The organism is Sedimentitalea nanhaiensis DSM 24252, assembly GCF_000473225.1.
GTDB classification, from domain to species: domain Bacteria; phylum Pseudomonadota; class Alphaproteobacteria; order Rhodobacterales; family Rhodobacteraceae; genus Sedimentitalea; species Sedimentitalea nanhaiensis.
This window is the reverse complement of the sequence record NZ_KI421509.1, coordinates 2,279,832-2,299,623: the sequence shown is the minus strand read 5'-3', so window position 1 is coordinate 2,299,623 and position 19,792 is coordinate 2,279,832. Positions and strand designations below refer to the sequence as shown.

Genomic DNA, 19,792 nt, shown 5'->3' with positions numbered 1-19,792 from the left:
ACCGATCGGGCCGCGGCGTCAGGACGGCCCGATCATGAAACACGTGACATTGCGCGCCTTCAGCCGACGGCAGGCCAGGTCGGCCGTTTCGCGGCTCATGCCAACGAAATTTGCGTCAAAACCGCTGCTGCTTTGGGTGACTTTACGCAACGAGCCGTCAAGCGTCGACATCTCGGCCAGGGCTGTGCGCAAGAGCACCTTTTCCGCCTGATAGCGGCTGCCGTAGCGGCCAACGTTTATGCCCCAGTGCTGTCCGCCCGATGTGGATAGTCGGGTGACGATTTCCGGTTCAACCGGTTCCGGATCGGGCTGTGCCGCGGCGGGTTCAGAATGGGTTGCCACGACATCGACGAGGGCCAGTTCGGTTGGGCGCGGTTCCGGTCGCGTGGCCGGGGCGGTCGGGGCAATGCTTTCGGCGGCCTGGGCCATCGCGACCGCAATGCTCTCCTGCAGCTTTTCGGGATCCGGTGCCGGGGGTGTAACTGCTGCCGCAGGGATCGCGGCGGCGACCTGAACCGGTGCACGTGCGGTGCGGGCCTTGGGCCGCAGGCTTTTCTGGACCAGGCCCGCAAGGCGGATGGTCTTGCCCGCAGCGCCGGGCACCGTGGTCGCATTGCCGGCATAGACGGGGCGGTCCGGTTTGCGCAGAGGCGCACGGGACGGTGCCCGCCGAAAGCCCATATCCAGCAATTCGGCGACCCTTGCATTGCGCGATGCGGTGGATTTGCCCCCGAACACCGTGGCGATGATGCGTTCGCGCCCGCGCTGTGCGGATGCCACCAGATTGAAGCCCGCGGCGCGGGTATAACCGGTCTTGATACCGTCCGCGCCCTTGTAAGAGGACAGCAGGCGCCGGTTGGTGTGGCTGACCTTACGCACGCCTGCATCAGCGGTCTTGCGCGAGAACAGGTTGTAATACTGGGGGTAGTCATAAATCACGTGACGCCCAAGGGTTGTCATGTCGCGCGCGGTGGACAAATGCCCGCTTTCGGTCAGACCATGGGCGTTCTTGAACGTGGTGCGGTTCATACCCATCGATTTTGCGGTGCGGTTCATGCGCCGGGCAAAGGCGGCTTCGCTGCCGCTGATCGCCTCACCGATGGCCGTGGCGGCATCATTGGCCGACTTCACGGCAGCGGCCCGGATCAGATATCGCAACGCGATACGCTGGCCCGATTTCAGCCCCAATTTGGATGGGGGTTCGGACGCGGCTTGTCTTGAGATGCGTACCTTGGTGTCCAACGTGATCTCGCCGTTCTGGATCGCCTCGAAGGCGATGTACAATGTCATCATCTTGGTCAGGGATGCGGGATGTAATCGCGTATCCGCATTGCGTGAATGCAAAACTTCGCCAGAGCGCGCGTCGATGACATGGGCTGCATAAGGCGCGGCCGCTGCGCTGAGCGGAATCAGACCGCACAACCAGATCGCCGTGAAAATAAACAGACCCCAACGGGCCTGGCGAATGCGCCGAACCTGCACGATAATTGCCTCTGTCTGCCTCGGGCCGCCGGTTATCCGGCTGACACTTTTGATTTATTGCAGACACCCTAGCACAGAGAAAGCTGCAAATAAACCCTTGTGGTGCAAGCTGTTACCAGTTGAGCGCAAGAAATTTTATCAACATGTGGGGGGCGGTGGGAACACAACCGCTAGATTGGCGATTGGTTAAAGATCGGTTACCGGCGGGTTGTTGCCAGCTCGCGGGTTAACCGATTTGTGCCACCAGCCAGGCAAGCCCGCCCAGATCGTCCAGCGCGCGATATCGCGGCGCGTCCAGCGGTGGCTCGGCATGTTCGATTTCCCACATCAAGCCATGGGGAACATACACCCCCCAACCGCCGGCCTGTATCATGGGCACCACGTCCGAGCGCATCGAGTTGCCCACCATCAGCCCCCGATCCGCCCCGTCACCGTGGCGCTCAAAAATCCGGGCATAGCCGTCGGGGGTCTTTTCCGAAACGATTTCGACCCCATCGAACAGATCGCCCAGACCGGATTGCGCAAGTTTGCGTTCCTGGTCCATCAGATCGCCTTTGGTGATCAGCAGCACGCGATGGGTTTCAGCCAGGGCCTGTACCGTCTCGGCGGCATGGGGCAGCAATTCGATCGGGTGGGCAAGCATTTCGCGCCCGGTCTCCATCAACCGGGCAATCACGCGGGCGGGTACTTTTTGGTCGGTGATTTCGATCGCGGTTTCGATCATCGACAGCACGAAACCCTTGATCCCATATCCGTACTGGCCGATGTTGCGTTTTTCGGCGGCCAAAAGCCGCTGTGCCAGATGATCCGGATCGGCGTAATCGGCCAGCAGGGCGGCAAACTGTGCCTGGGTGTCATGAAAGAACCGCTCGTTGTGCCACAGAGTGTCATCGGCATCAAATCCAATGGTGGTCAGTTTTTCCTGTTTCATCTGCGTCTTGGCCATTTGGCTGTTTACTGGCTCTTTTCGAATCCTGCTGTAAGGTTATATAAGCCATGAACGCACAGGACATAAACGGAAACCGGATTCAACCGCGCCATGCTGCACCTGCCCTTGATCATGTCGGACGATAGCCGGGACGATGACGATACATCGATCCTGGTAGAGACACGTCCCAGGACCAAGCGCCCGCCGCTGTACAAGGTGCTGCTGTTGAACGACGATTATACGCCGATGGAATTTGTCGTGCATGTTCTCGAGCGATTCTTTGGGCTGAATCATGCACAAGCCTTTGAAATCATGTTGACCGTACACAAGAAGGGTGTTGCCGTCGTTGGCGTGTTCAGCCACGAGATCGCCGAGACCAAGGTAGGCCAGGTCATGGATTTTGCACGCCGCCATCAGCACCCATTGCAGTGCACGATGGAAAAGGAAGACTAGGGCACTGATGTCCGCCCGTCTGTCCCTGGCGCTTGATGCAGGTGGTCTGGTTCTGCCCGACACCGGCACCGTTGCGGTGCTGCACCCGCGCGCCGATATGGATCTGTCCGCCTTGCCGCAGGACCGGGTTCGGGTCGTTCAGCCTTTCAAACCCGATCATGACCATTTCCAGCGATTGGGGTATGATTGCGCGCCCGCCGACGCGACGCTCTGCGCGGCGGCTTTGATATGCCTGCCGCGTGCCAAGGCCCTGGCACGGGATCTGGTGGCCCGGACCTGCGCGCGCACCGGAGGTATGGTCATCGTTGACGGCACCAAGACCGATGGCATCGACAGCCTGCTCAAGGCCTGCCGTGCGCGGGTCGATGTGCATGGCCCGTTGGCCAAGGCACATGGCAAGATTTTCTGGTTCACCGCAGATCCGACCGCCTTTGCAGATTGGCAGGCACCGGCACAGCAACAGGTCGAGGGTTTTACCACCGCGCCGGGGGTGTTTTCCGCTGACGGGATCGACCCGGCTTCGCGGCTGTTGGCAGAGGCGCTTGCGCCCAAGCTGGGTCGGCATGTCATCGACCTGGGGGCCGGGTGGGGATATCTTGCGGCGCGCATGCTGCGGGATCCGGGTATCGAACGGCTGGATCTGGTCGAAGCGGATCACGCTGCGCTGGACTGTGCGCGATTGAATGTGACTGACCCTCGGGCGCGGTTTCACTGGGCCGATGCACTTGTCTGGGAGGCAAAGTCGCGCGCCGATGCGGTGGTCATGAACCCGCCGTTTCACACCGGGCGTGCGGCGGATCCGTCCTTGGGGCGGGCGTTCATCCAGGCTGCGGCTCGGATGCTGACGCCGGCCGGTGGGCTGTGGTTGGTGGCAAACCGCCACTTGCCTTACGAAACGGCCCTGACCGAGAAATTCGGCCGGGTTGAAGAAATCGCCGGAAATGCCCGGTTCAAGGTATTGCATGCATCCCGCCCGGCACGCCCGCGGCATACGCCCAATCGTACCCGCCGCTGAGCGCGTCCGGGTCCGACCTGTTCTGAGGAGCGCTACCATGTCCTTTTCCATTGCTGGCAAAACCGCCATCGTCACGGGGGGGGCCAACGGTATCGGTCTGTCGATCGGACGCCTGTTCGTCGAAAAGGGCGCAAACGTGATGTTTGCGGATATGGATGAAAAACGTCTGCAGGAGGAGTTGGGCCGACATCCCGAAGACGGAAACATACGCCATTTTTCTGGCGATCTGCGGGAAAAGCTGGCGATTGCAAATCTGCTCTCGGCGACATTGGATGCGTTTGATGAAATCGATATCCTGGTCAATGGAGCGCGGCAGGTCATGCCATCCAACCCGCTGGATCCGGATGACGATTCGGTGATTGGCCTGCTCAATCAGAACCTGATGCCAGCGCTGCGCCTGACGCAACTGGTGGCCAAGCGCATGATGAAGCAGGCCGAGGGCAAGACCGAGGGACAGGCGGGATCGATCGTCAACCTCAGCTCGATTGCCGCGCGGCGCACGCATCCTGATCTGCTGGGTTATTCGGTCAGTTCGGCGGCGTTGGACCAGATGACCCGCTCGATGGCGGTGGCCCTGGCGCCAGAACGCATCCGGGTCAACGCTGTCGCGTTTGGCTCGGTGATGAGCAATTCGCTGAAATCGACGTTGAAAGACCACCGCGAGTACCGTCAGGACATCGAGGCGCATACCCCGCTGGCCCGCGTGGCGGCCCCTGGAGAGCTGGCTGAAGCGGTACAGTTTCTTGCCTCAGAGGCTTCGGGGTTCATGACCGGTCAGATTATCACGGTGGATGGCGGGCGCACCTTGCTGGACCCGGTGGCCGCTCCGGCGCACTGACCGCGCTGAAGGACCGCCGGGAGCGAGGGGCCGGCCCCTCGCGCTCCCCGGGATATTTCCGGCAAGAGGAAGAGACAAGAAAAGGAGCGCATATGCGCAACGACATGGCAACTGAAAAAGCCGAGGCCGCAGCCTGGTTCCGGACCCTGCGTGACGAGATTGTGGCGGCATTTGTAGCGTTGGAAGAAACCCACACCGTCGGTCCGCTGAGTGAGGCGGCCCCAGGCACCTTTGACGTCACTGAAACGCGCCGCGCCAGCGAAGAGGGTGGCGACGCGGGCGGAGGGCTGATGAGTGTGATGCGCGGCGGGCGGGTCTTTGAGAAGGTCGGGGTGAATATCTCGACGGTTTACGGCACCCTGGGGGAGCGCGCGCAGGCGGCAATGGCGGCGCGCAAGGGGTTGCCGGGCATGGCGGACGATCCGCGTTTCTGGGCTTCGGGGATTTCACTGGTCGCGCATATGCAGAACCCTCAGGTGCCGGCGGTTCACATGAACACCCGGATGTTCTGGACACCGCATGGCTGGTGGTTCGGCGGCGGGTCCGATTTGAATCCCTGTATCGAATACGATCAGGATACGGCGCATTTCCATGCCACGCAAAAGGCGCATCTAGACCCGCATGGGGCGGCGCATTATCCGCGGCTCAAGGAGTGGGCCGACACATATTTCTATATCCCGCACCGCAACCGGGCCAGGGGGGTCGGCGGCATCTTCATGGACGATTACTGTACTGGCGACTGGCAGGCCGATTTTGCGCTGACGCAGGACATTGGCCGAGCTTTTCTGCCGGCCTATCTGCCACTGGTCGAGCGGCGCCGGGTACAAGGCTGGAGCGCGGCTGACAAGGACGTCCAACTGGTCCACCGCGGTCTCTATGCGGAATACAACCTGGTCTACGACCGGGGCACCCGGTTCGGGCTGGAGACCGGGCATGATGCAAATGCCGTGCTGATGAGCCTGCCGCCGCTGGCCAAATGGATCTGAAACGAAAAACGCCCACCAGATGGCGGGCGTTTAGATAGGGGGCTGGCTGATCCGCTGTTAGCGGCGCAGGCCCAGGCGGCCGATCAGGTCCTGATAGCGGGCTTCGTCCTTGCCTTTGACATAGTCCAGCAGTTTGCGGCGCAGCGCGACCATTTTCAACAGGCCACGGCGACCGTGGTTGTCCTTTTTGTGGGTCTTGAAATGCTCGGTCAGGGTCGCGATGCGCGAGGACAGGATGGCTACCTGAACCTCGGGCGAACCGGTGTCGCCTTCCTTGGTGCCAAATTCCTTCATGACGCGGGCTTTTTCAGCGGCAGTGATCGACATCGGGGTCTCCTTTACAGGGTTAAGATGAATGGCGCAGGCCGGGATGTCGTCCAGCACAGGCCCTTGGAGCGCTCCGCAACCCGGTCGGCGAAATTGACCGAGTCGGTTGCGGATGGGCGCGTATAGGCGGAATCGTGCGGGATGGCAAAGGGTTTTGTTCGGTGCGCGGCCTCCGGGTCAGTGCGCCTGAGCCCAGTTTGCCCCCTGTCCGGCATCTACGGTCAGTTTCACGTCCAGGCGAACCGCCGGGTCCGCGGCATTTTCCATGATATCGCGGGCGCGCGCGATGATGTCATCCACCGCGGTTTCCGCCACTTCGAACAGCAATTCGTCATGGACCTGCAACAGCATCCTGGCGGGTAGCCCATCAATGGCTGCCGGCATGCGAATCATCGCACGGCGGATCACATCGGCGGCAGTGCCCTGAATCGGCGCGTTGATCGCGGCGCGATAGGCAAAGCTGGCACGCGGCCCTTTGGCGTTGATCTCGGGCGTGTGGATCTTGCGGCCAAACAGCGTCTGCACAAAGCCATGTTCCTTGGCAAAAGCCTTGGTGTCGTCCATGTAGGTGCGAATGCCGGGAAAGCGTTCGAAATAGCGGTCGATGAAACCCTGCGCCTGTGATCGCGGGATGCGCAGGTTGCGGGCCAGCCCAAAACCGGAAATACCATAGATCACGCCGAAATTGATCGCCTTGGCCTGCCGGCGGATGTCCGGTGTCATTTCGTCCAGCGGTACGTCGAACATTTCGCTGGCGGTCATCGCGTGAATGTCCAGCCCATCGGCAAAGGCCTGTTTCAGCGCCGGGATGTTGGCGATATGGGCGAGGATGCGCAGTTCGATCTGGGAATAGTCCAGCGACACCAATACATTGCCCGGCTCTGCCACAAAGGCTTCGCGGATGCGGCGGCCTTCCTCGGTGCGCACCGGGATGTTCTGCAGGTTCGGATCGGTCGAAGCCAGACGCCCGGTGCTGGCCCCGGCAATGGAATACGACGTATGCACCCGTCCGGTGTCGGGGTTGATATGGGTCTGCAGCGCGTCGGTATAGGTCGATTTCAGCTTGCTCAGCTGACGCCAGTCCAGCACTCGGGCGGGCAGGTCGTGTTCGGTGGCCAGATCCTCGAGCACATCGACGCCGGTGGCATAAGCCCCCGTCTTGCCACGCTTGCCGCCCTCGATTCCCATCTTGTCGAACAGGATTTCGCCCAGTTGCTTGGGGCTGCCGACGTTAAAGGTTTCACCAGCCAGATCGTGGATTTCGGCCTCGAGCCCGGCCATTTTCTGGGCAAAAGCGTTGGACATGCGTGACAGCGTATCGCGGTCGATCTTGACGCCGTGCATTTCCATTTGCGCCAGCACGGGGACCAAAGGCCGCTCGAGTGTCTCGTAAACGGTCGTGACCTGGTTGCGATGTAGCTGGGGCTTGAACGTTTGCCACAAGCGCAGGGTGATGTCGGCATCTTCGGCGGCATACTCGGTGGCCTTGTCGACCGGGACCTTGTCAAAGGTGATCGCGGATTTGCCGCTGCCCAACAGCGGCTTGATCGGGATCGGCGTGTGGCCCAGATACCGTTCGCTCAGTGTGTCCATGCCGTGATTGTGCAGTCCGGCGTGCATCGCATAGGACAGCAGCATGGTGTCGTCGATGGGGGCCACTTCGATACCCTGGCGGGCAAAGATCTTGGCGTCGTATTTCATGTTCTGCCCGATCTTCAGGATCGCAGGGTCCTCAAGCACGGGTTTCAGCAGGTTCAGCACTGTCTGCGGTGCCATTTGCCCCTCGGCCAGATCGTCCGAGCCAAACAGGTCGTCGGTGGCTGCCGCCTTGTGGATCAGCGGGATATAGCAGGCCCGCCCGGCCTCGACGCACAGGGATATCCCGACCAGATCTGCGATCATCTCGTTCAGCCCGGTGGTTTCGGTATCCACCGCCACCCAACCGCGTTCACGGATCTGATCGATCCAGTCTTGCAGTGTTTCGGCATCGTGCACGCAGGTATAGGTGGCATCGGAAAATGACGGTGCTTCGGGGGCATCGGTGTCGGTCGGCGGGGCCACCTTGTCTTCAATCACAGGGGCCTCGGCGCCCAGTTGATCGGCAATGCGGCGCGACAGGGTGCGGAACTCCATTTCGGCCAGAAAGGACAACAGCGTATCCGGGTCCGGATCGCGGACTTCGAGATCGTCCAGCCCGAAATCCAGCGGCGTGTCGCAATCCAGCTGCACCAGCCGTTTGCTCAGCTCGATCTGGTCGCGCATGTCGATCAGCGTCTGGCGGCGTTTGGGTTGCTTGATCTCTCCGGCCCGGTCCAGCAGCGTTTCCAGATCGCCAAATTCGTTGATCAGCAGGGCGGCGGTCTTGATGCCGATCCCCGGCGCGCCGGGCACATTGTCCACGCTGTCGCCAGCCAGAGCCTGAACATCGACCACCCGGTCCGGGCCGACGCCGAATTTTTCGATTACGCCGTCGCGATCGATGCGGCGGTTCTTCATCGCGTCCAGCATCTCGACCCCGTCGCCCACCAGCTGCATCAGGTCCTTGTCGGAACTGATGATCGTGACCCGGCCGCCCGCTTCGCGCGCCTGACAGGACAGGGTGGCGATGATGTCGTCTGCCTCAAAGCCCTCGAGCTCCTTGCAGGCGATGTTAAAGGCTTCGGTCGCCCGGCGTGTCAGCGGCATCTGCGGGCGCAGATCCTCGGGCATCGCTTCGCGGTTGGCCTTGTACAGGTCGTACATGTCGTTGCGAAATGTATGACTGCCCTTGTCAAAGATCACCGCGACATGGGTCGGCGCGTCGGGACCGGTGTTGCCCTCGACATAGCGGTGCAGCATGTTGCAGAACCCGGCCACCGCGCCGATCGGCAGGCCGTCGGATTTGCGCGTCAGGGGCGGCAGGGCATGATAGGCGCGAAAGATAAAGGCCGAGCCGTCGATCAGGTGCAGATGGCAGCCCTTGCCGAATGTCGTCTCAACCATTGTACCAGTCCCCTGTGTTTCGCGTCACCCAGCCCCGGCCTGTATTCCGCAATTCCAACGGACAGGCAATCGCGCCGCACCGAAAGACGGGCCATTGCCACGGGTTTATCATCGCAACGGTCGACGCCTGTCGCGGCCTGCTCCGAACGGTCGGTTACTTGCTGTCGGCGTGATCGCGATGCACGAATTTGCAATCGCAATAGGGACATTCGACCCAACCGTGTTCATTGGGAATTTGCAACCAGACCCTGGGATGGCCCAACGCGCCTTCACTGCCGTCACAAGCGATGCGATAGCTGTCCACAATCTTGGTTTCCGGCGCTTCGATGGTCATTCCTCAGCGGTCCTTCTGGTTGTCGGCCTGCTGGCCATGGCTTAGGTGCTTTTATGAGCCAAGGCAAATCCGGGGGCAAGTGGTGCAATGACACAGGACGCAATCCGACTCAAAGGGTTGACCAAGACCTATCGCGGGACACGCGGCCAACCTGCCAAGCAGGCGCTGAAAGGGATCGACCTGTCGGTGCCGTGCGGGTCGGTTTTTGGCCTGTTGGGCCCGAATGGCGCGGGGAAGTCGACCCTGATCAACATCCTGGCCGGGCTGGTTACCAAGACGACGGGGCAGGTGACGATCTGGGGATTCGATCAGGACCTCAATCCACGCCAGTCGCGCGCGGCCATCGGGGTGATGCCGCAAGAACTGAACCTGGATCCGTTCTTTACCCCACGCGCTGCGCTCGAGGTGCAAGCGGGGCTGTATGGTGTGCCCGCATCGCAGCGGCGCAGCGACGAGATCCTGGCGATGATCGGGCTGACCGACAAGGCGCAATCCTATGCCCGCTCGCTGTCGGGCGGTATGCGGCGACGGCTGCTTCTGGGCAAGGCGCTGGTGCATCATCCGCATATCCTGGTGTTGGATGAACCCACGGCCGGGGTCGATATCGAGCTACGTCAGATGCTGTGGAACAACGTGCGCCGGCTGAACCAGCAGGGTATGACGATTATCCTGACCACCCATTACCTGGAAGAGGCGCAGGAGATGTGCGACGAGATCGCGATCATCGATCAGGGTGCCGTGGTGGCGCGCGACAGCACCGCAAACCTGTTGGGACGGCTGGATGCCCGAACAATGGTCATTCATCCGGAGGGTCCCGTGGCCGCATTGCCGCAGGCCCAAGGGATCACCGCCAGCCAGCGCGAGGATGGGGCCGTGGTGCTGCGCTATCATAGCCGCCAGACCAGCGCGGATCAGGTGCTGTCGGCGGTGCAGGCGGCGGCCATCACCATCCGTGACGTCAAGACCGAAGAGGCCGATCTGGAAGACGTCTTCCTGGCGTTGACCCGCCCGCATGCGGATAACCCCGAACGCGGCGCGCCCTCTTAGGCCAGGTGGTCTTGGACAGTCAAATGCTGCGCCAGCTTGTCGATTTCGGCCAGCCAGCCATGTACCAGCTTTGGATCGCTGGGTGCGGCGTGTACCCCGGCGGGAATATCTCCGCTCAGCACGGATTCTACCGCCAGCGAGACCGGGATCGATACCAGCCGTGCCATGGCCGTTCCGTTCTCGTCGCCCCAGGCATCCATCACATAGGTCTTGTGACAGACCGACACGCCATCCTTTTCGGCTTTTAGTCCGACACACAGCACCACCCGGTCTGGCTCGCCCGGGTCATAGGCGTTTTCGGCCCAGAACTGGTCGGACATCTCTTTCAGCCGCGCGTCGCCTTCGGGGCCGCTCAGGGTTTCGACCTCGGCAAACACATCGGCCCAGGCCGCGGCCCAACCGTTCAGACGCAGGGTGCCGCGCACGAATTCCTTGACCGGCCAGCCGCCTTCGAACTGGTACTGGGCCATGAACGGAATCGAATCCCGGTTTGGATAGACTTCGAAGGTTTCCGGTGTCGGGAGGGGCGCGTCATAGCTGCTGATTGCGTCCCAGGGCCGGTCCACCCGCAGTTCCGAATAGTCGCGGATCGACCGGCTGGGCGAGCGCAGCGCCTTGAGCACCCCCAATGGGGACCAGCTGAACTTGTAACGAAACGGGTTGGCGATTTTCGGCACACCGCCGCAATACGAGATGAAACTGAGGTGATTGGCGGCATCGAACGCCTCAGAGGAGCGGTAGTCATCGATCAGCGCATGGGCCATGAGATGGTCGATGCCCGGATCCAGACCGACCTCGTTGACCAGTGCAACGCCTGCATCGCGGGCGGCATCGTTCAAGGCGCGCATTTCGGGCGCAATATAGGACGAACTGACAAAATGCGTGCCCTTGGAAATGGCGAGTTCAGCCAGCGGGACATGCCAGTCGCCGGGCAGCATCGACACCACCACGTCGCCCTTGACCAGTTGTTCGGACAGCGCCTCTGTATCAAAGGCATGAATATCGTCGGTCAGATCGCCAACCGCCGCGCGGGCCTTGTCGACCGTCCGGTTCCAGACGGTCACATCGTGGCCCGCCGTGATCAGGCGTCGCAGGCCGGGGATTGCCGAAAGGCCGGTGCCGCACCAGTGAATGGTCATGTCTCAGATCCCTTTCATATGTTCGTCAAATGTCGCCTTTGCCCGGCCCCAGACACCGCCGTCGAGATTGCCCAGCGTCAGCAGAGAGGGCAGCAGCTGTTCGGCATAATCCTGTGAACTTTCCACGGGCAGCATCGACGGCAGGTTGTCGATCGCGGTGACATCGAGCACCGGATGATCCTGAACCCGCAGGGCGGGTTCGTCCCAGGTGGTGGTGCGGTCATACACCTTGATCGGGGAAAAATCGCTGTCCGGATCGCAGGCGATATCGCCGATCACCGACAGAGTGCGGGGCGCGGTCCTGGCGGCTTGGGGCACAAAGACCGGCGTGCCGGGGCGCGCCAGGATGCAGTTGAGAAAAATCTCGTGCTCCAACACTTCGGGGAAGGGGCCGCCATGGGCCGTCTGGTCCATATCCCAGCGGGTGACCGGCACGTCCATCGCCGCGCACAGATCGGCGGCGCCGGTCCCCACGCGTCCCAAGGCGCCGATGACCAGCGCGGTCGGGCGCTTGGTGTCAGTCGTGCTCATGTCAGCCTTCAGATCCGCCCGCAGCGCAGTCGAATTCGGATAGGTCGACACCGGCCCGGCGATGGCGTTGCGTTGTTGCGCAGCCCAGCATTTCAACGCCACGGCGGCCCCGGCGTAGCCGGCCCAGTATCCGAACGCGGCAACCCGGCGACCGGACTCGTCAACCAGATATTCCAGATCGTACAGCGTGCCGCCTCCGGCCCTGAACCGGGTCAACAGGATCCGCCCTGCCGGTTGGCCTTTGTAGGCATGGCCGAACAGGATGTGGCGATGGCTCAGCGGGGTTCCGTCCTCGGGCAATTCCTTGAGGCCGAAGATGATGGCGTCGGCGGGGGCGGAGGGCCAGCTGTTTTCAGGAGCGATTTCGCAGCCCGCCTGCGTGTAGCCTTCCAGCCCGATGGCGCGGACCGAGCTTTCCTCGATCGTGACGTGCACCCCGGCGGCGATCAACCGGCGTGCGCCATCTGGGGTCAATCCAACGCGCTCTTCGTTTGCGCGTTGTTCCGCGCGGATCCAGAGATGTGTCATGTTTCGCCTTCCTCTGGCTGGGGTTTTGTACATGCGGTTCGGGCGTGCCGCCTAGAAATGGGTCTGGGCAAAGTGCCGGTCGGGCGTTTCCAGATGTGGTACCGCGTTGAACAGAACCGGGCTCATGCGGTCCCCGATCATGTACATGCGGTGCATCGACGTGTTCATGATCGCCAGCGCGATGCGCGCCGTCGCCTGCATGTCCAGCCCCATCATCTGGCGCATGACGATGGCGATCAACCCGCCCGAAGTCACCACCAGGCCTGCCCCCGGCCCTTGCGAGATTTCGCTCAGAACATCGGTTATGCGGGTTTCAAATTGGGCAAATGTTTCCGGCGCGCCTTCCAGTTTTCCGTCATGCCACGCACTGAAGACCTGCGGTAGATGGCTCACAAAGCCTTCGCGTTCGACTGGCATCGGCAGTCCGTGCTGCTCTTCCATCAGTTTTGCAAGGGTGAAATATTCCAATTCGTTCAGGCGTTCGTCCTGCACAGCATCACCCACCGCCATGCCCCGGGCGGTTTCCACATGACGCTGCAATGTGCCGCTGTAAACGCGCGGGTGGTGATTGGCCGAGGCACGCAGATGGTCACCCAGCCACGCGGCCTGACGGTGGCCCAGGTCGCTGAGACGGTCATAACTGGCCTCGTCACGGGCCTGGGTATTTGCCTGGCCGTGGCGGACCAGGGTGATATGTGACATGGGATATCTCCTGATTATCCTTGTCTTAGGCGAGACCGGCAAGCGAGGCCAGTGGGGTGCCGGTTTTTTTCCCTGTCGATTGACAATACGGTGAACGTGGCTTTGGGATCGTCGATCCATAGGATCGGCAGGCCCCCGAAACGGCATCGCACCGGCGAAAGGACATCCGACATGACACCCAATTCTGAACGATTTCTGTCAGACCTGCACCAGTTGCGCACATTTGGTGCGGCCGGTGTGGGCAAGGGCGTGATCCGGCCTGCATACAGCGATGCGGATATTGCGGCACGGGCCTGGCTGGCCGACCGGATGCGCGCGGCGGGATTGACGGTGCAACAGGATCCTGTCGGCAATCTGTTCGGTTTGGCTGAGGGGCGGTCGCTGTTGTTGGGATCGCATTCCGACAGCCAGCCCGAGGGTGGTTGGCTGGATGGGGCGCTGGGTGTGATTGCGGCGCTTGAGATAGCGCGCACTTGCCGTGAAAACGGTCGTCCGGCAGTGTCTGTGGTAAGCTTTCAGGACGAGGAAGGCCGCTTTGGCGTTACTACCGGCAGCGCCGTCTGGTCCGGGCAGATTGATCTGTCACTTGCAGATACCCTGACAGATCACGACGGTGTAACCTTTGCCGAGGCGCGGGCGCCACTGGCGGCCGGGGCTGGTGATTTTGTGGATCCCGCGCAGTTCACCGGCTTTGTCGAAATGCATATCGAGCAAGGTCCGGCGCTGGATGTCGCGGATGAACAAATCGGTGTGGTCACGGATATCGTCGGCATCCGCGACATGCGCCTGACCTTTGATGGCCGGCAGAATCACGCCGGGACAACGCCGATGCAACTGCGACGGGATGCGTTTCAGGCCGTGTCGGCCTTTAACACGGCGATCAACGGGCGGTTCCAGCACGTGGTTTCACCGCGCACCGTGTGGACCATCGGCCACGTCGCGCTGCATCCCAATGCATCGTCGATTGTGCCGGGCCGGGCGACCTTTTCCATGCAGTGGCGCGATGGCGATGCCGACCGGCTTGCGCGTATGGAGGCGATCATTCGGACCACCGCGCAAGAGGTGGCCGACACCGGAGGGCTGGGACTGAGTTTTGGCCCACTGCTGGGGCTGGAGCCGGTGGCGATGGATGCGGCATTGCGGACCGCACTTGAGGCGGCCGCCGAGCGGGTTGCGCCGGGACGTTGGCGGGCCATGCCGTCGGGTGCATTGCACGACGCCACCAATGTTGCGCGACTGTTGCCGGTGGCGATGTTGTTTGTGCCGTCGATCAAGGGGATCAGCCACGCGTTCGACGAGGACACGGACGAGGACGATCTGGTCGCGGGATTGTCGGTTCTAGCCCGCGCGGTGACCGATTTGGATCAGGATCGCGCGTAACCCCGGCTGAGCGCGCGGTTGCGGTGCCGATCCGCTGCGGTCGACGCCTCGCGCAGATTGCCGTAGATGTTGATGACCGTCTGCCCGCGCCCCCCGGCCATGCCCCATTCGCGCAGCACCGAGACCTCGGAAAACAGGTTCATGGCGATTTCTACGCGATAATACCATTTCGCGCGGCGGGAATTGTGGCGGTAGAGCAGACAGATAGCCATGAAACGATTCTAGATCACTCCGATTCTCCGGGCAAGGGTTTTTGGCTCACATCAGCTCCAGCCGACGTCCCCCAGAAAGATATATCCGGCTCCGTATATGGTCTTGATCAGGCGCGGGTTCTTGGGGTCTTCGCGCAGCTTGGTGCGCAGGCGCGAGATGCGCACATCCATTGCCCTGTCAAAGCTTTCGCCTGCTGCCCCACCCAGGGTTTCCTGCATTTGCGAGCGGCTGATCAACCGTTTCGGGCTGTCCAGAAACAACCGCAGAACTTCGGCTTCGGCATGGGAAAACGGCGTTTCCGCTCCGCTGTCGTCTTCCAGCGTGTAGCGGTCGAAATGCGCGGTCCAGCCATTAAAATGTGCGGTGTTGCCGGACTGTGGGATCGGGCGATTGTCGCGTAGCCTGGCGCGGATCCGCGCCACGACCTCGGCCGGATCAAAGGGTTTGGTGATATAGTCGTCCGCCCCCAGCTCCAGTCCGGTCACCCGGTCCTGCACCTGTGCGCGGCCCGAGATGATGATCACCGAGGCCCCCTGTTCCAGCGCCAGCCGATGCACCAGCGCCAGACCGTCGGTATCGGGCAGCGACAGATCCACCAGACAGACATCCGGCGTGACATGTTTCAGCGAGGCTTCGAACTCGCGGGCGCGGCCGAAGCTCTGGGTGCGAAACCCGGCATCGGTCAATACTTCGGTCAGCAGTTGCCGGATTTCCGGTTCATCGTCCAGGATGGTCACAAGCGGTGCAGTCATGCGGTGTCTTTCGCGGCGATCAGCGCGGCCAGATCTGTCGCGGTAAAGGGTTTGCGCAACACGGGGGCCCGCATCAAGGCGGTGCGGTGCAGCGGATCGTCTGTAGGCAGCGATGTCATCAGAACACAGGGTAACCCGGTCCCGTCCATACGGTCCAGCAGGTCCAGCCCGGTTGCGGCCCCTTGCAGATTTATATCCGACAGGATCAGCGAAATATCGGGGACCTCGGCAGCCAGGGCGGCGGCCTCGTCGACTGAGGTCGCCTCGATTACCGCATGACCCAACCCGATCAGCATGTCGCGAAACGTGGCGCGCAACCCTTCGCTATCCTCGACCAGCAGCGCCAGGCCGCCGCCGGATGCAGGCGCGGTACGATAGGGCAAACGCAGGGTAACACTGGCCCCGACCAGGGTGTTGCCCAGTTGCAGATCGCCGCCCGCCAGCTTGACCATGTCATATACCATTGGCAGGCCCAACCCGCTGCCCTCGCCACCCTTGGTGGTGAAGAAGGGGTTCAGCGCCTTGTCCAGAGCGTCGGGTGTAAAGCCGGGACCGGTGTCGGTGACGGTGATTTCGACCCAGGTGCGTTTGATGCGATGGGCGCTGACTGTGATCTGCCCGCTCGCACCGCAGGCGTCGCGTGCGTTCAGGATCAGATTCAACAGTGCGTCCTGCAGCAGGCCCGGGTCCAGCAGCAGCCGTTCATCCGGCATCAGGTCCAGCACGCTGAGACCGACGGCCGGCGGCAGGCTGGGCGTCGCCAGCAGCTTGAGGTCGGCCAGCAGGGCGTGCATGTCGGTGGCTTGCGGGCGCAGGGTGCGGTGGCTGGTCATGTCAGCGATCCGGTTCAGCAACTGCCCGCCGCGCCGCGCCGCAGTCCGGGTCCCTGCGACCAGTTCGGCGGCCTCGTCCGCCAGTTCCATCCGGGCCAGCTTGGACTGCATCCCCAGGATGATTGTCAAGAGGTTCGAGAAATCATGCGCCAACCCGCTTGTCATCTGAGCCGCCAATGCGCGGCGGCGGGACTGTTGTAACGCGACGCGGGTCTGGGTTTCTTCGGTTATGTCCATCGACAGGATATAGACGCCGCCGCTTTGGTCGGGCGTGAACGCGACCCGGATACGTCGGGCACCATGGTCTTCGTTGAACTCGAAAACCGGGCTGCTGCCCTGATAGGCTGCGGTCAGATGTGGCTTGATCCGGGCAAAGGACGATGGTCCAAGTGCCGCGCTTATATGCTGACCGACGATATCGGACGGCCGCCCCGGCATGACGCTGCTCAATCTGCGATTGGAATAGGTGTAGTGGCCGGTGCTGTCGACATGGGCGATATGCGCCGGCATCATCTCGGTGGTCAGACGGGTGCGGGCCTCGATCTCGGTCAATTGCCGTTTGGTCTCTTCCAGCGCCTTGATGGTGGCGGCCAGTTCGCGGTTGCTGGCGGCCAGGTCTTCGGCATGGGTCAGAACCTGATCGGACAGTTCTTCGGACCGCGCGCGCAGCAGTTCCTCGGATTGCTTGGTGTGGGTGATGTCCGTATAAACAGTAACCCATCCCCCCTGAGGCAGGGGATAGCCTTCGATCGAGATCGTCTGGCCATTTGGGCGCCGACGCTCGACATAATGCGGCTCAAAGGTTCTTGCCTGACCGACCCGCTGGCGCACCAGTTCATCGACACTGTAGCTGCTGCCGTATTCGCCCCGTTCGGCCATGTGCCGGATGGTGTCGTCGAATCGCGCGCCGGGCTGCACCAGCCGGTCGGGCAAATCGAACATCTCTCTGAACCGTTGGTTGCTGACCGCCAGCCGCAGGTTGTGGTCATAGATCGACAGGGCCTGCGCGATCAGGTTCAGACCTGCGGTTGTCAGAGCCTTGGTTTGCGCGTCCGTCTGAGGCAAGGGCGGTGGTCTCCGGTTCAACATTGGCTAGCATTCTACAGAGGCTGTGGCAAACCCGCAGTCACGCACCCGGGTCATAATGGGTTCCGGTAAGAATTCGAAAGGATCTGGAAAACATCAGGAAAAAGTTGACGACGAAGGTATGACCAGCTTCTGTGGATGCAGAGAATCGCACAATAGCGATCAGAAACCGGTCCCGTGGGATCGGTTGTGGGAGGAGAAAAATTTGGCTCAGACGCTGACTGGCGCCGAGGGGCTGACGTCCATTCCGGCGTTGCTTCATCGCAATGTAACGGAATTTGGATCGTCGCCGGCGTATCGCGAAAAGGAATTCGGGATCTGGCAGACCTGGACCTGGACCGAAACCGCCAAGGAAATCGAGGCGCTGGCCCTGGGCCTGATCAACCTGGGTGTGAACGAGGGCGATTTCGTTGCCATCATCGGGCGCAACCGTCCCTATCTGTATTGGTCGATGGTGGCTGCGCAGATGGTCGGCGCGATCCCGGTGCCGCTGTATCAGGACGCCAACGCTGAAGAGATGGCTTATGTTCTTGGCCATTGCGGCGCACGTTTTGTGATCGTCAGCGATCAGGAGCAGGTCGACAAGGTGATCGAGGTGCAGGACCAGTTGCACCAGTTCGAGCACATGATCTATCTGGATCCGCGTGGGCTGCGCAAATACGACCACTCGCACCTTCACCAGTATTCCCATGTCCAGAACCAAGGCCGCGCCGCACGTGACGAGTTCATTAACGAACTTAAGAGACGCAGCGAAAAACCCGGATATGACGATACATGCGTGATGCTGTACACATCGGGCACCACCGGCAAACCCAAGGGCGTGGTGCTGTCCAACCGCAACGTGATCGAAAGCGCGCGATCGTCATCGGACTTTGATCAGCTGCGGCGCGAAGACGAGATTCTGGCCTATCTGCCGATGGCCTGGGTCGGCGATTTCATCTTTTCTCTGGGCCAGGCCTTTTGGTGCGGCTTTTGCGTGAATTGTCCCGAGAGCGCCGACACGATGATGACGGATCTGCGCGAGATCGGCCCGACTTATTACTTTGCGCCACCGCGGGTGTTCGAGACTCAGCTGACCAATGTGATGATCCGGATGGAGGACGCCAGCCCGCTGAAAAAACGGATGTTCGATCACTATATGGCCCATGCCCGCAAGGTCGGTCCGGACATTCTGGATGGCAAGCCGGTCAGCGCGGCGGACAAGTTGAAGTACCGTATCGGCGAGCTTCTGGTCTATGGCCCGCTCAAGAATACATTGGGCTTTTCGCGGGTGCGCGTCGGTTATACGGCGGGTGAAGCGATCGGGCCGGAGATTTTTGATTTCTATCGCAGCCTGGGCATCAATCTGAAACAGCTTTACGGCCAGACCGAGGCGACGGTGTTCATCACCGCTCAGCCCGATGGCGAGGTCCGCAGCGACACGGTGGGCGTGCCGAGTCCCGGTGTCGAGTTGAAGATCGCCGACAATGGCGAGGTGTTCTATCGCAGCCCCGGCGTGTTCGTCGAATATTACAAGAACCCGGAAAGCACCGCGGATACCAAGGATGCCGAAGGTTGGGTCGCCACGGGGGATGCGGGTTTCATCGAGGAAAGCACCGGCCATCTGCGCATCATCGACCGTGCCAAGGATGTGGGCAAGATGGCGGATGGCAGCCTGTTCGCGCCGAAATACGTCGAGAACAAGCTGAAGTTCTATCCCAACATCCTTGAGGCGGTGGTGTTCGGCAATGGCCGCGAACAATGCACCGCCTTTATCAATATTGACCTGTCGGCGGTGGGCAATTGGGCCGAACGCAATAATATCGCCTATGCGTCCTATCAGGAACTGGCTGGCCATCCGCATGTTTTGGATACGATCCAGAGCCATGTGGAAGAGGTCAACGCATCGGTGGCCGAAGACGATATGCTATCCGGTTGTCAGGTGCACCGCTTTGTCGTGCTGCACAAGGAGCTGGATGCGGATGATGGCGAGTTGACGCGTACCCGCAAGGTGCGGCGCCGGATCATCGAAGAGAAGTTCGCCGATATCATCGATGCCCTTTACGACGGTTCGCCCAAGGTCAGCACAGTGACCGAAGTGACCTATGAGGACGGTCGTAAGGGCAACATCAAGGCGACGCTGGAAATACGCGACGCCAAGGTCGTGCCGGTGGTGCCACAGAAGGTGGCGGCACAATGAGGGCCGGACAGGCGCCGCTCGACCTGCGGTCTTCGCCCCGCCCGCCGTCCCACAGAG

18 protein-coding genes are annotated in these 19,792 nt (G+C 61.6%); 7 read left to right on the top strand and 11 right to left on the bottom strand.

The features are described from left to right. Positions 1-18: 18 nt before the first annotated feature. Together NANH_RS0113090 and NANH_RS0113085 are read right to left on the bottom strand one after the other, a co-directional pair. Entirely contained in the window at positions 19-1,482 is a 1,464-nt protein-coding gene (locus tag NANH_RS0113090; RefSeq protein ID WP_027262435.1) for a D-alanyl-D-alanine carboxypeptidase family protein, read from the bottom strand. A gap of 226 nt (positions 1,483-1,708) precedes the next feature. Next, positions 1,709-2,428, bottom strand: a complete 720-nt coding sequence (locus tag NANH_RS0113085; RefSeq protein WP_245601455.1) for an HAD family hydrolase — start codon at positions 2,426-2,428, stop codon at positions 1,709-1,711. A gap of 93 nt (positions 2,429-2,521) precedes the next feature. Here NANH_RS0113085 and clpS point away from each other — a divergent pair, with 93 nt between their 5' ends. From clpS to hemF, 4 genes are all read left to right on the top strand, one after another. After that, positions 2,522-2,863, top strand: coding sequence for an ATP-dependent Clp protease adapter ClpS (clpS, locus tag NANH_RS0113080; RefSeq protein WP_027262433.1), 342 nt, complete (start codon positions 2,522-2,524; stop codon positions 2,861-2,863). 7 nt (positions 2,864-2,870) lie between these two features. Continuing rightward, positions 2,871-3,878 carry a class I SAM-dependent methyltransferase gene (locus tag NANH_RS0113075; protein WP_027262432.1) on the top strand — a complete coding sequence of 336 codons (1,008 nt, stop codon included), beginning with the start codon at positions 2,871-2,873 and terminating at the stop codon, positions 3,876-3,878. A gap of 37 nt (positions 3,879-3,915) precedes the next feature. Further along, positions 3,916-4,716 carry an SDR family NAD(P)-dependent oxidoreductase gene (locus NANH_RS0113070; RefSeq protein WP_027262431.1) on the top strand — a complete coding sequence of 267 codons (801 nt, stop codon included), beginning with the start codon at positions 3,916-3,918 and terminating at the stop codon, positions 4,714-4,716. Positions 4,717-4,808: 92 nt separating this feature from the next. Next, positions 4,809-5,702, top strand: coding sequence for an oxygen-dependent coproporphyrinogen oxidase (hemF, locus tag NANH_RS0113065; RefSeq protein WP_027262430.1), 894 nt, complete (start codon positions 4,809-4,811; stop codon positions 5,700-5,702). A gap of 57 nt (positions 5,703-5,759) precedes the next feature. On the opposite strand, the gene rpsO is transcribed toward hemF, so the two are convergent. From rpsO to NANH_RS0113050, 3 genes are all read right to left on the bottom strand, one after another. Then, positions 5,760-6,029, bottom strand: coding sequence for a 30S ribosomal protein S15 (rpsO, locus tag NANH_RS0113060; RefSeq protein ID WP_027262429.1), 270 nt, complete (start codon positions 6,027-6,029; stop codon positions 5,760-5,762). Between the two features lie 177 nt (positions 6,030-6,206). Next, positions 6,207-9,011: a DNA polymerase I gene (gene polA, locus NANH_RS0113055; RefSeq protein WP_027262428.1), complete on the bottom strand. Its 2,805-nt coding sequence runs from the start codon at positions 9,009-9,011 to the stop codon at positions 6,207-6,209. A 154-nt stretch (positions 9,012-9,165) separates the two neighbouring features. After that, complete coding sequence (locus NANH_RS0113050) at positions 9,166-9,345, bottom strand: zinc-finger domain-containing protein (RefSeq protein ID WP_027262427.1); 180 nt, start codon at positions 9,343-9,345, stop codon at positions 9,166-9,168. A gap of 87 nt (positions 9,346-9,432) precedes the next feature. Between NANH_RS0113050 and NANH_RS0113045 the strand changes: the two genes are divergently transcribed. Continuing rightward, positions 9,433-10,392, top strand: coding sequence for an ABC transporter ATP-binding protein (locus NANH_RS0113045; protein WP_027262426.1), 960 nt, complete (start codon positions 9,433-9,435; stop codon positions 10,390-10,392). Here NANH_RS0113045 and NANH_RS0113040 read toward each other — a convergent pair. From NANH_RS0113040 to NANH_RS0113030, 3 genes are read right to left on the bottom strand one after another with little or no spacing between them, the layout of a single operon-like run. Beyond that, positions 10,389-11,531 carry a saccharopine dehydrogenase family protein gene (locus NANH_RS0113040; RefSeq protein ID WP_027262425.1) on the bottom strand — a complete coding sequence of 381 codons (1,143 nt, stop codon included), beginning with the start codon at positions 11,529-11,531 and terminating at the stop codon, positions 10,389-10,391. The genes NANH_RS0113045 and NANH_RS0113040 overlap by 4 nt on opposite strands. Before the next feature lie 3 nt (positions 11,532-11,534). Further along, on the bottom strand, positions 11,535-12,590 hold the full coding sequence (locus NANH_RS0113035) for a saccharopine dehydrogenase (RefSeq protein ID WP_027262424.1): 1,056 nt from the start codon (positions 12,588-12,590) through the stop codon (positions 11,535-11,537). A gap of 51 nt (positions 12,591-12,641) precedes the next feature. Continuing rightward, a complete protein-coding gene (locus NANH_RS0113030) occupies positions 12,642-13,292 on the bottom strand; it encodes a histidine phosphatase family protein (protein WP_027262423.1) in 651 nt (216 codons plus the stop codon). A 171-nt stretch (positions 13,293-13,463) separates the two neighbouring features. Here NANH_RS0113030 and NANH_RS0113025 point away from each other — a divergent pair, with 171 nt between their 5' ends. After that, positions 13,464-14,672 carry a Zn-dependent hydrolase gene (locus tag NANH_RS0113025; protein ID WP_027262422.1) on the top strand — a complete coding sequence of 403 codons (1,209 nt, stop codon included), beginning with the start codon at positions 13,464-13,466 and terminating at the stop codon, positions 14,670-14,672. Here the strand turns inward: NANH_RS0113025 and NANH_RS0113020 are convergent. Genes NANH_RS0113020 through NANH_RS0113010 form a run of 3 tightly spaced genes read right to left on the bottom strand, consistent with a single transcriptional unit; the run spans position 14,657 to position 17,559 of the window. Next, positions 14,657-14,884 (bottom strand): WGR domain-containing protein, encoded by a 228-nt coding sequence (locus tag NANH_RS0113020; RefSeq protein ID WP_027262421.1) that lies wholly within the window; start codon positions 14,882-14,884, stop codon positions 14,657-14,659. The two genes, NANH_RS0113025 and NANH_RS0113020, sit on opposite strands and share 16 nt — an antisense overlap. A gap of 51 nt (positions 14,885-14,935) precedes the next feature. Next, positions 14,936-15,637, bottom strand: coding sequence for a response regulator transcription factor (locus NANH_RS0113015; RefSeq protein ID WP_027262420.1), 702 nt, complete (start codon positions 15,635-15,637; stop codon positions 14,936-14,938). After that, a complete protein-coding gene (locus NANH_RS0113010) occupies positions 15,634-17,559 on the bottom strand; it encodes a PAS-domain containing protein (RefSeq protein WP_139236279.1) in 1,926 nt (641 codons plus the stop codon). Before NANH_RS0113010 ends, NANH_RS0113015 begins: the two co-directional genes overlap by 4 nt. A 202-nt stretch (positions 17,560-17,761) precedes the next feature. Between NANH_RS0113010 and NANH_RS0113005 the strand changes: the two genes are divergently transcribed. Then, positions 17,762-19,735: an AMP-binding protein gene (locus NANH_RS0113005; RefSeq protein WP_027262418.1), complete on the top strand. Its 1,974-nt coding sequence runs from the start codon at positions 17,762-17,764 to the stop codon at positions 19,733-19,735. The last annotated feature ends 57 nt before the right edge of the window (positions 19,736-19,792 follow it).

Bases quoted from the DNA above. Each gene is read 5' to 3' on its own strand.
- NANH_RS0113050 (WP_027262427.1), bottom strand. From the start codon at position 9,345: ATGACCATCGAAGCGCCGGAAACCAAGATTGTGGACAGCTATCGCATC.
- polA (WP_027262428.1), bottom strand. From the start codon at position 9,011: ATGGTTGAGACGACATTCGGCAAGGGCTGCCATCTGCACCTGATCGAC.
- hemF (WP_027262430.1), top strand. From the start codon at position 4,809: ATGCGCAACGACATGGCAACTGAAAAAGCCGAGGCCGCAGCCTGGTTC.
- clpS (WP_027262433.1), top strand. From the start codon at position 2,522: ATGCTGCACCTGCCCTTGATCATGTCGGACGATAGCCGGGACGATGAC.
- NANH_RS0113040 (WP_027262425.1), bottom strand. From the start codon at position 11,531: ATGACCATTCACTGGTGCGGCACCGGCCTTTCGGCAATCCCCGGCCTG.
- NANH_RS0113010 (WP_139236279.1), bottom strand. From the start codon at position 17,559: ATGTTGAACCGGAGACCACCGCCCTTGCCTCAGACGGACGCGCAAACC.
- NANH_RS0113085 (WP_245601455.1), bottom strand. From the start codon at position 2,428: ATGGCCAAGACGCAGATGAAACAGGAAAAACTGACCACCATTGGATTT.
- NANH_RS0113015 (WP_027262420.1), bottom strand. From the start codon at position 15,637: ATGACTGCACCGCTTGTGACCATCCTGGACGATGAACCGGAAATCCGG.
- NANH_RS0113020 (WP_027262421.1), bottom strand. From the start codon at position 14,884: ATGGCTATCTGTCTGCTCTACCGCCACAATTCCCGCCGCGCGAAATGG.
- NANH_RS0113075 (WP_027262432.1), top strand. From the start codon at position 2,871: ATGTCCGCCCGTCTGTCCCTGGCGCTTGATGCAGGTGGTCTGGTTCTG.
- rpsO (WP_027262429.1), bottom strand. From the start codon at position 6,029: ATGTCGATCACTGCCGCTGAAAAAGCCCGCGTCATGAAGGAATTTGGC.
- NANH_RS0113025 (WP_027262422.1), top strand. From the start codon at position 13,464: ATGACACCCAATTCTGAACGATTTCTGTCAGACCTGCACCAGTTGCGC.
- NANH_RS0113045 (WP_027262426.1), top strand. From the start codon at position 9,433: ATGACACAGGACGCAATCCGACTCAAAGGGTTGACCAAGACCTATCGC.
- NANH_RS0113030 (WP_027262423.1), bottom strand. From the start codon at position 13,292: ATGTCACATATCACCCTGGTCCGCCACGGCCAGGCAAATACCCAGGCC.
- NANH_RS0113035 (WP_027262424.1), bottom strand. From the start codon at position 12,590: ATGACACATCTCTGGATCCGCGCGGAACAACGCGCAAACGAAGAGCGC.
- NANH_RS0113070 (WP_027262431.1), top strand. From the start codon at position 3,916: ATGTCCTTTTCCATTGCTGGCAAAACCGCCATCGTCACGGGGGGGGCC.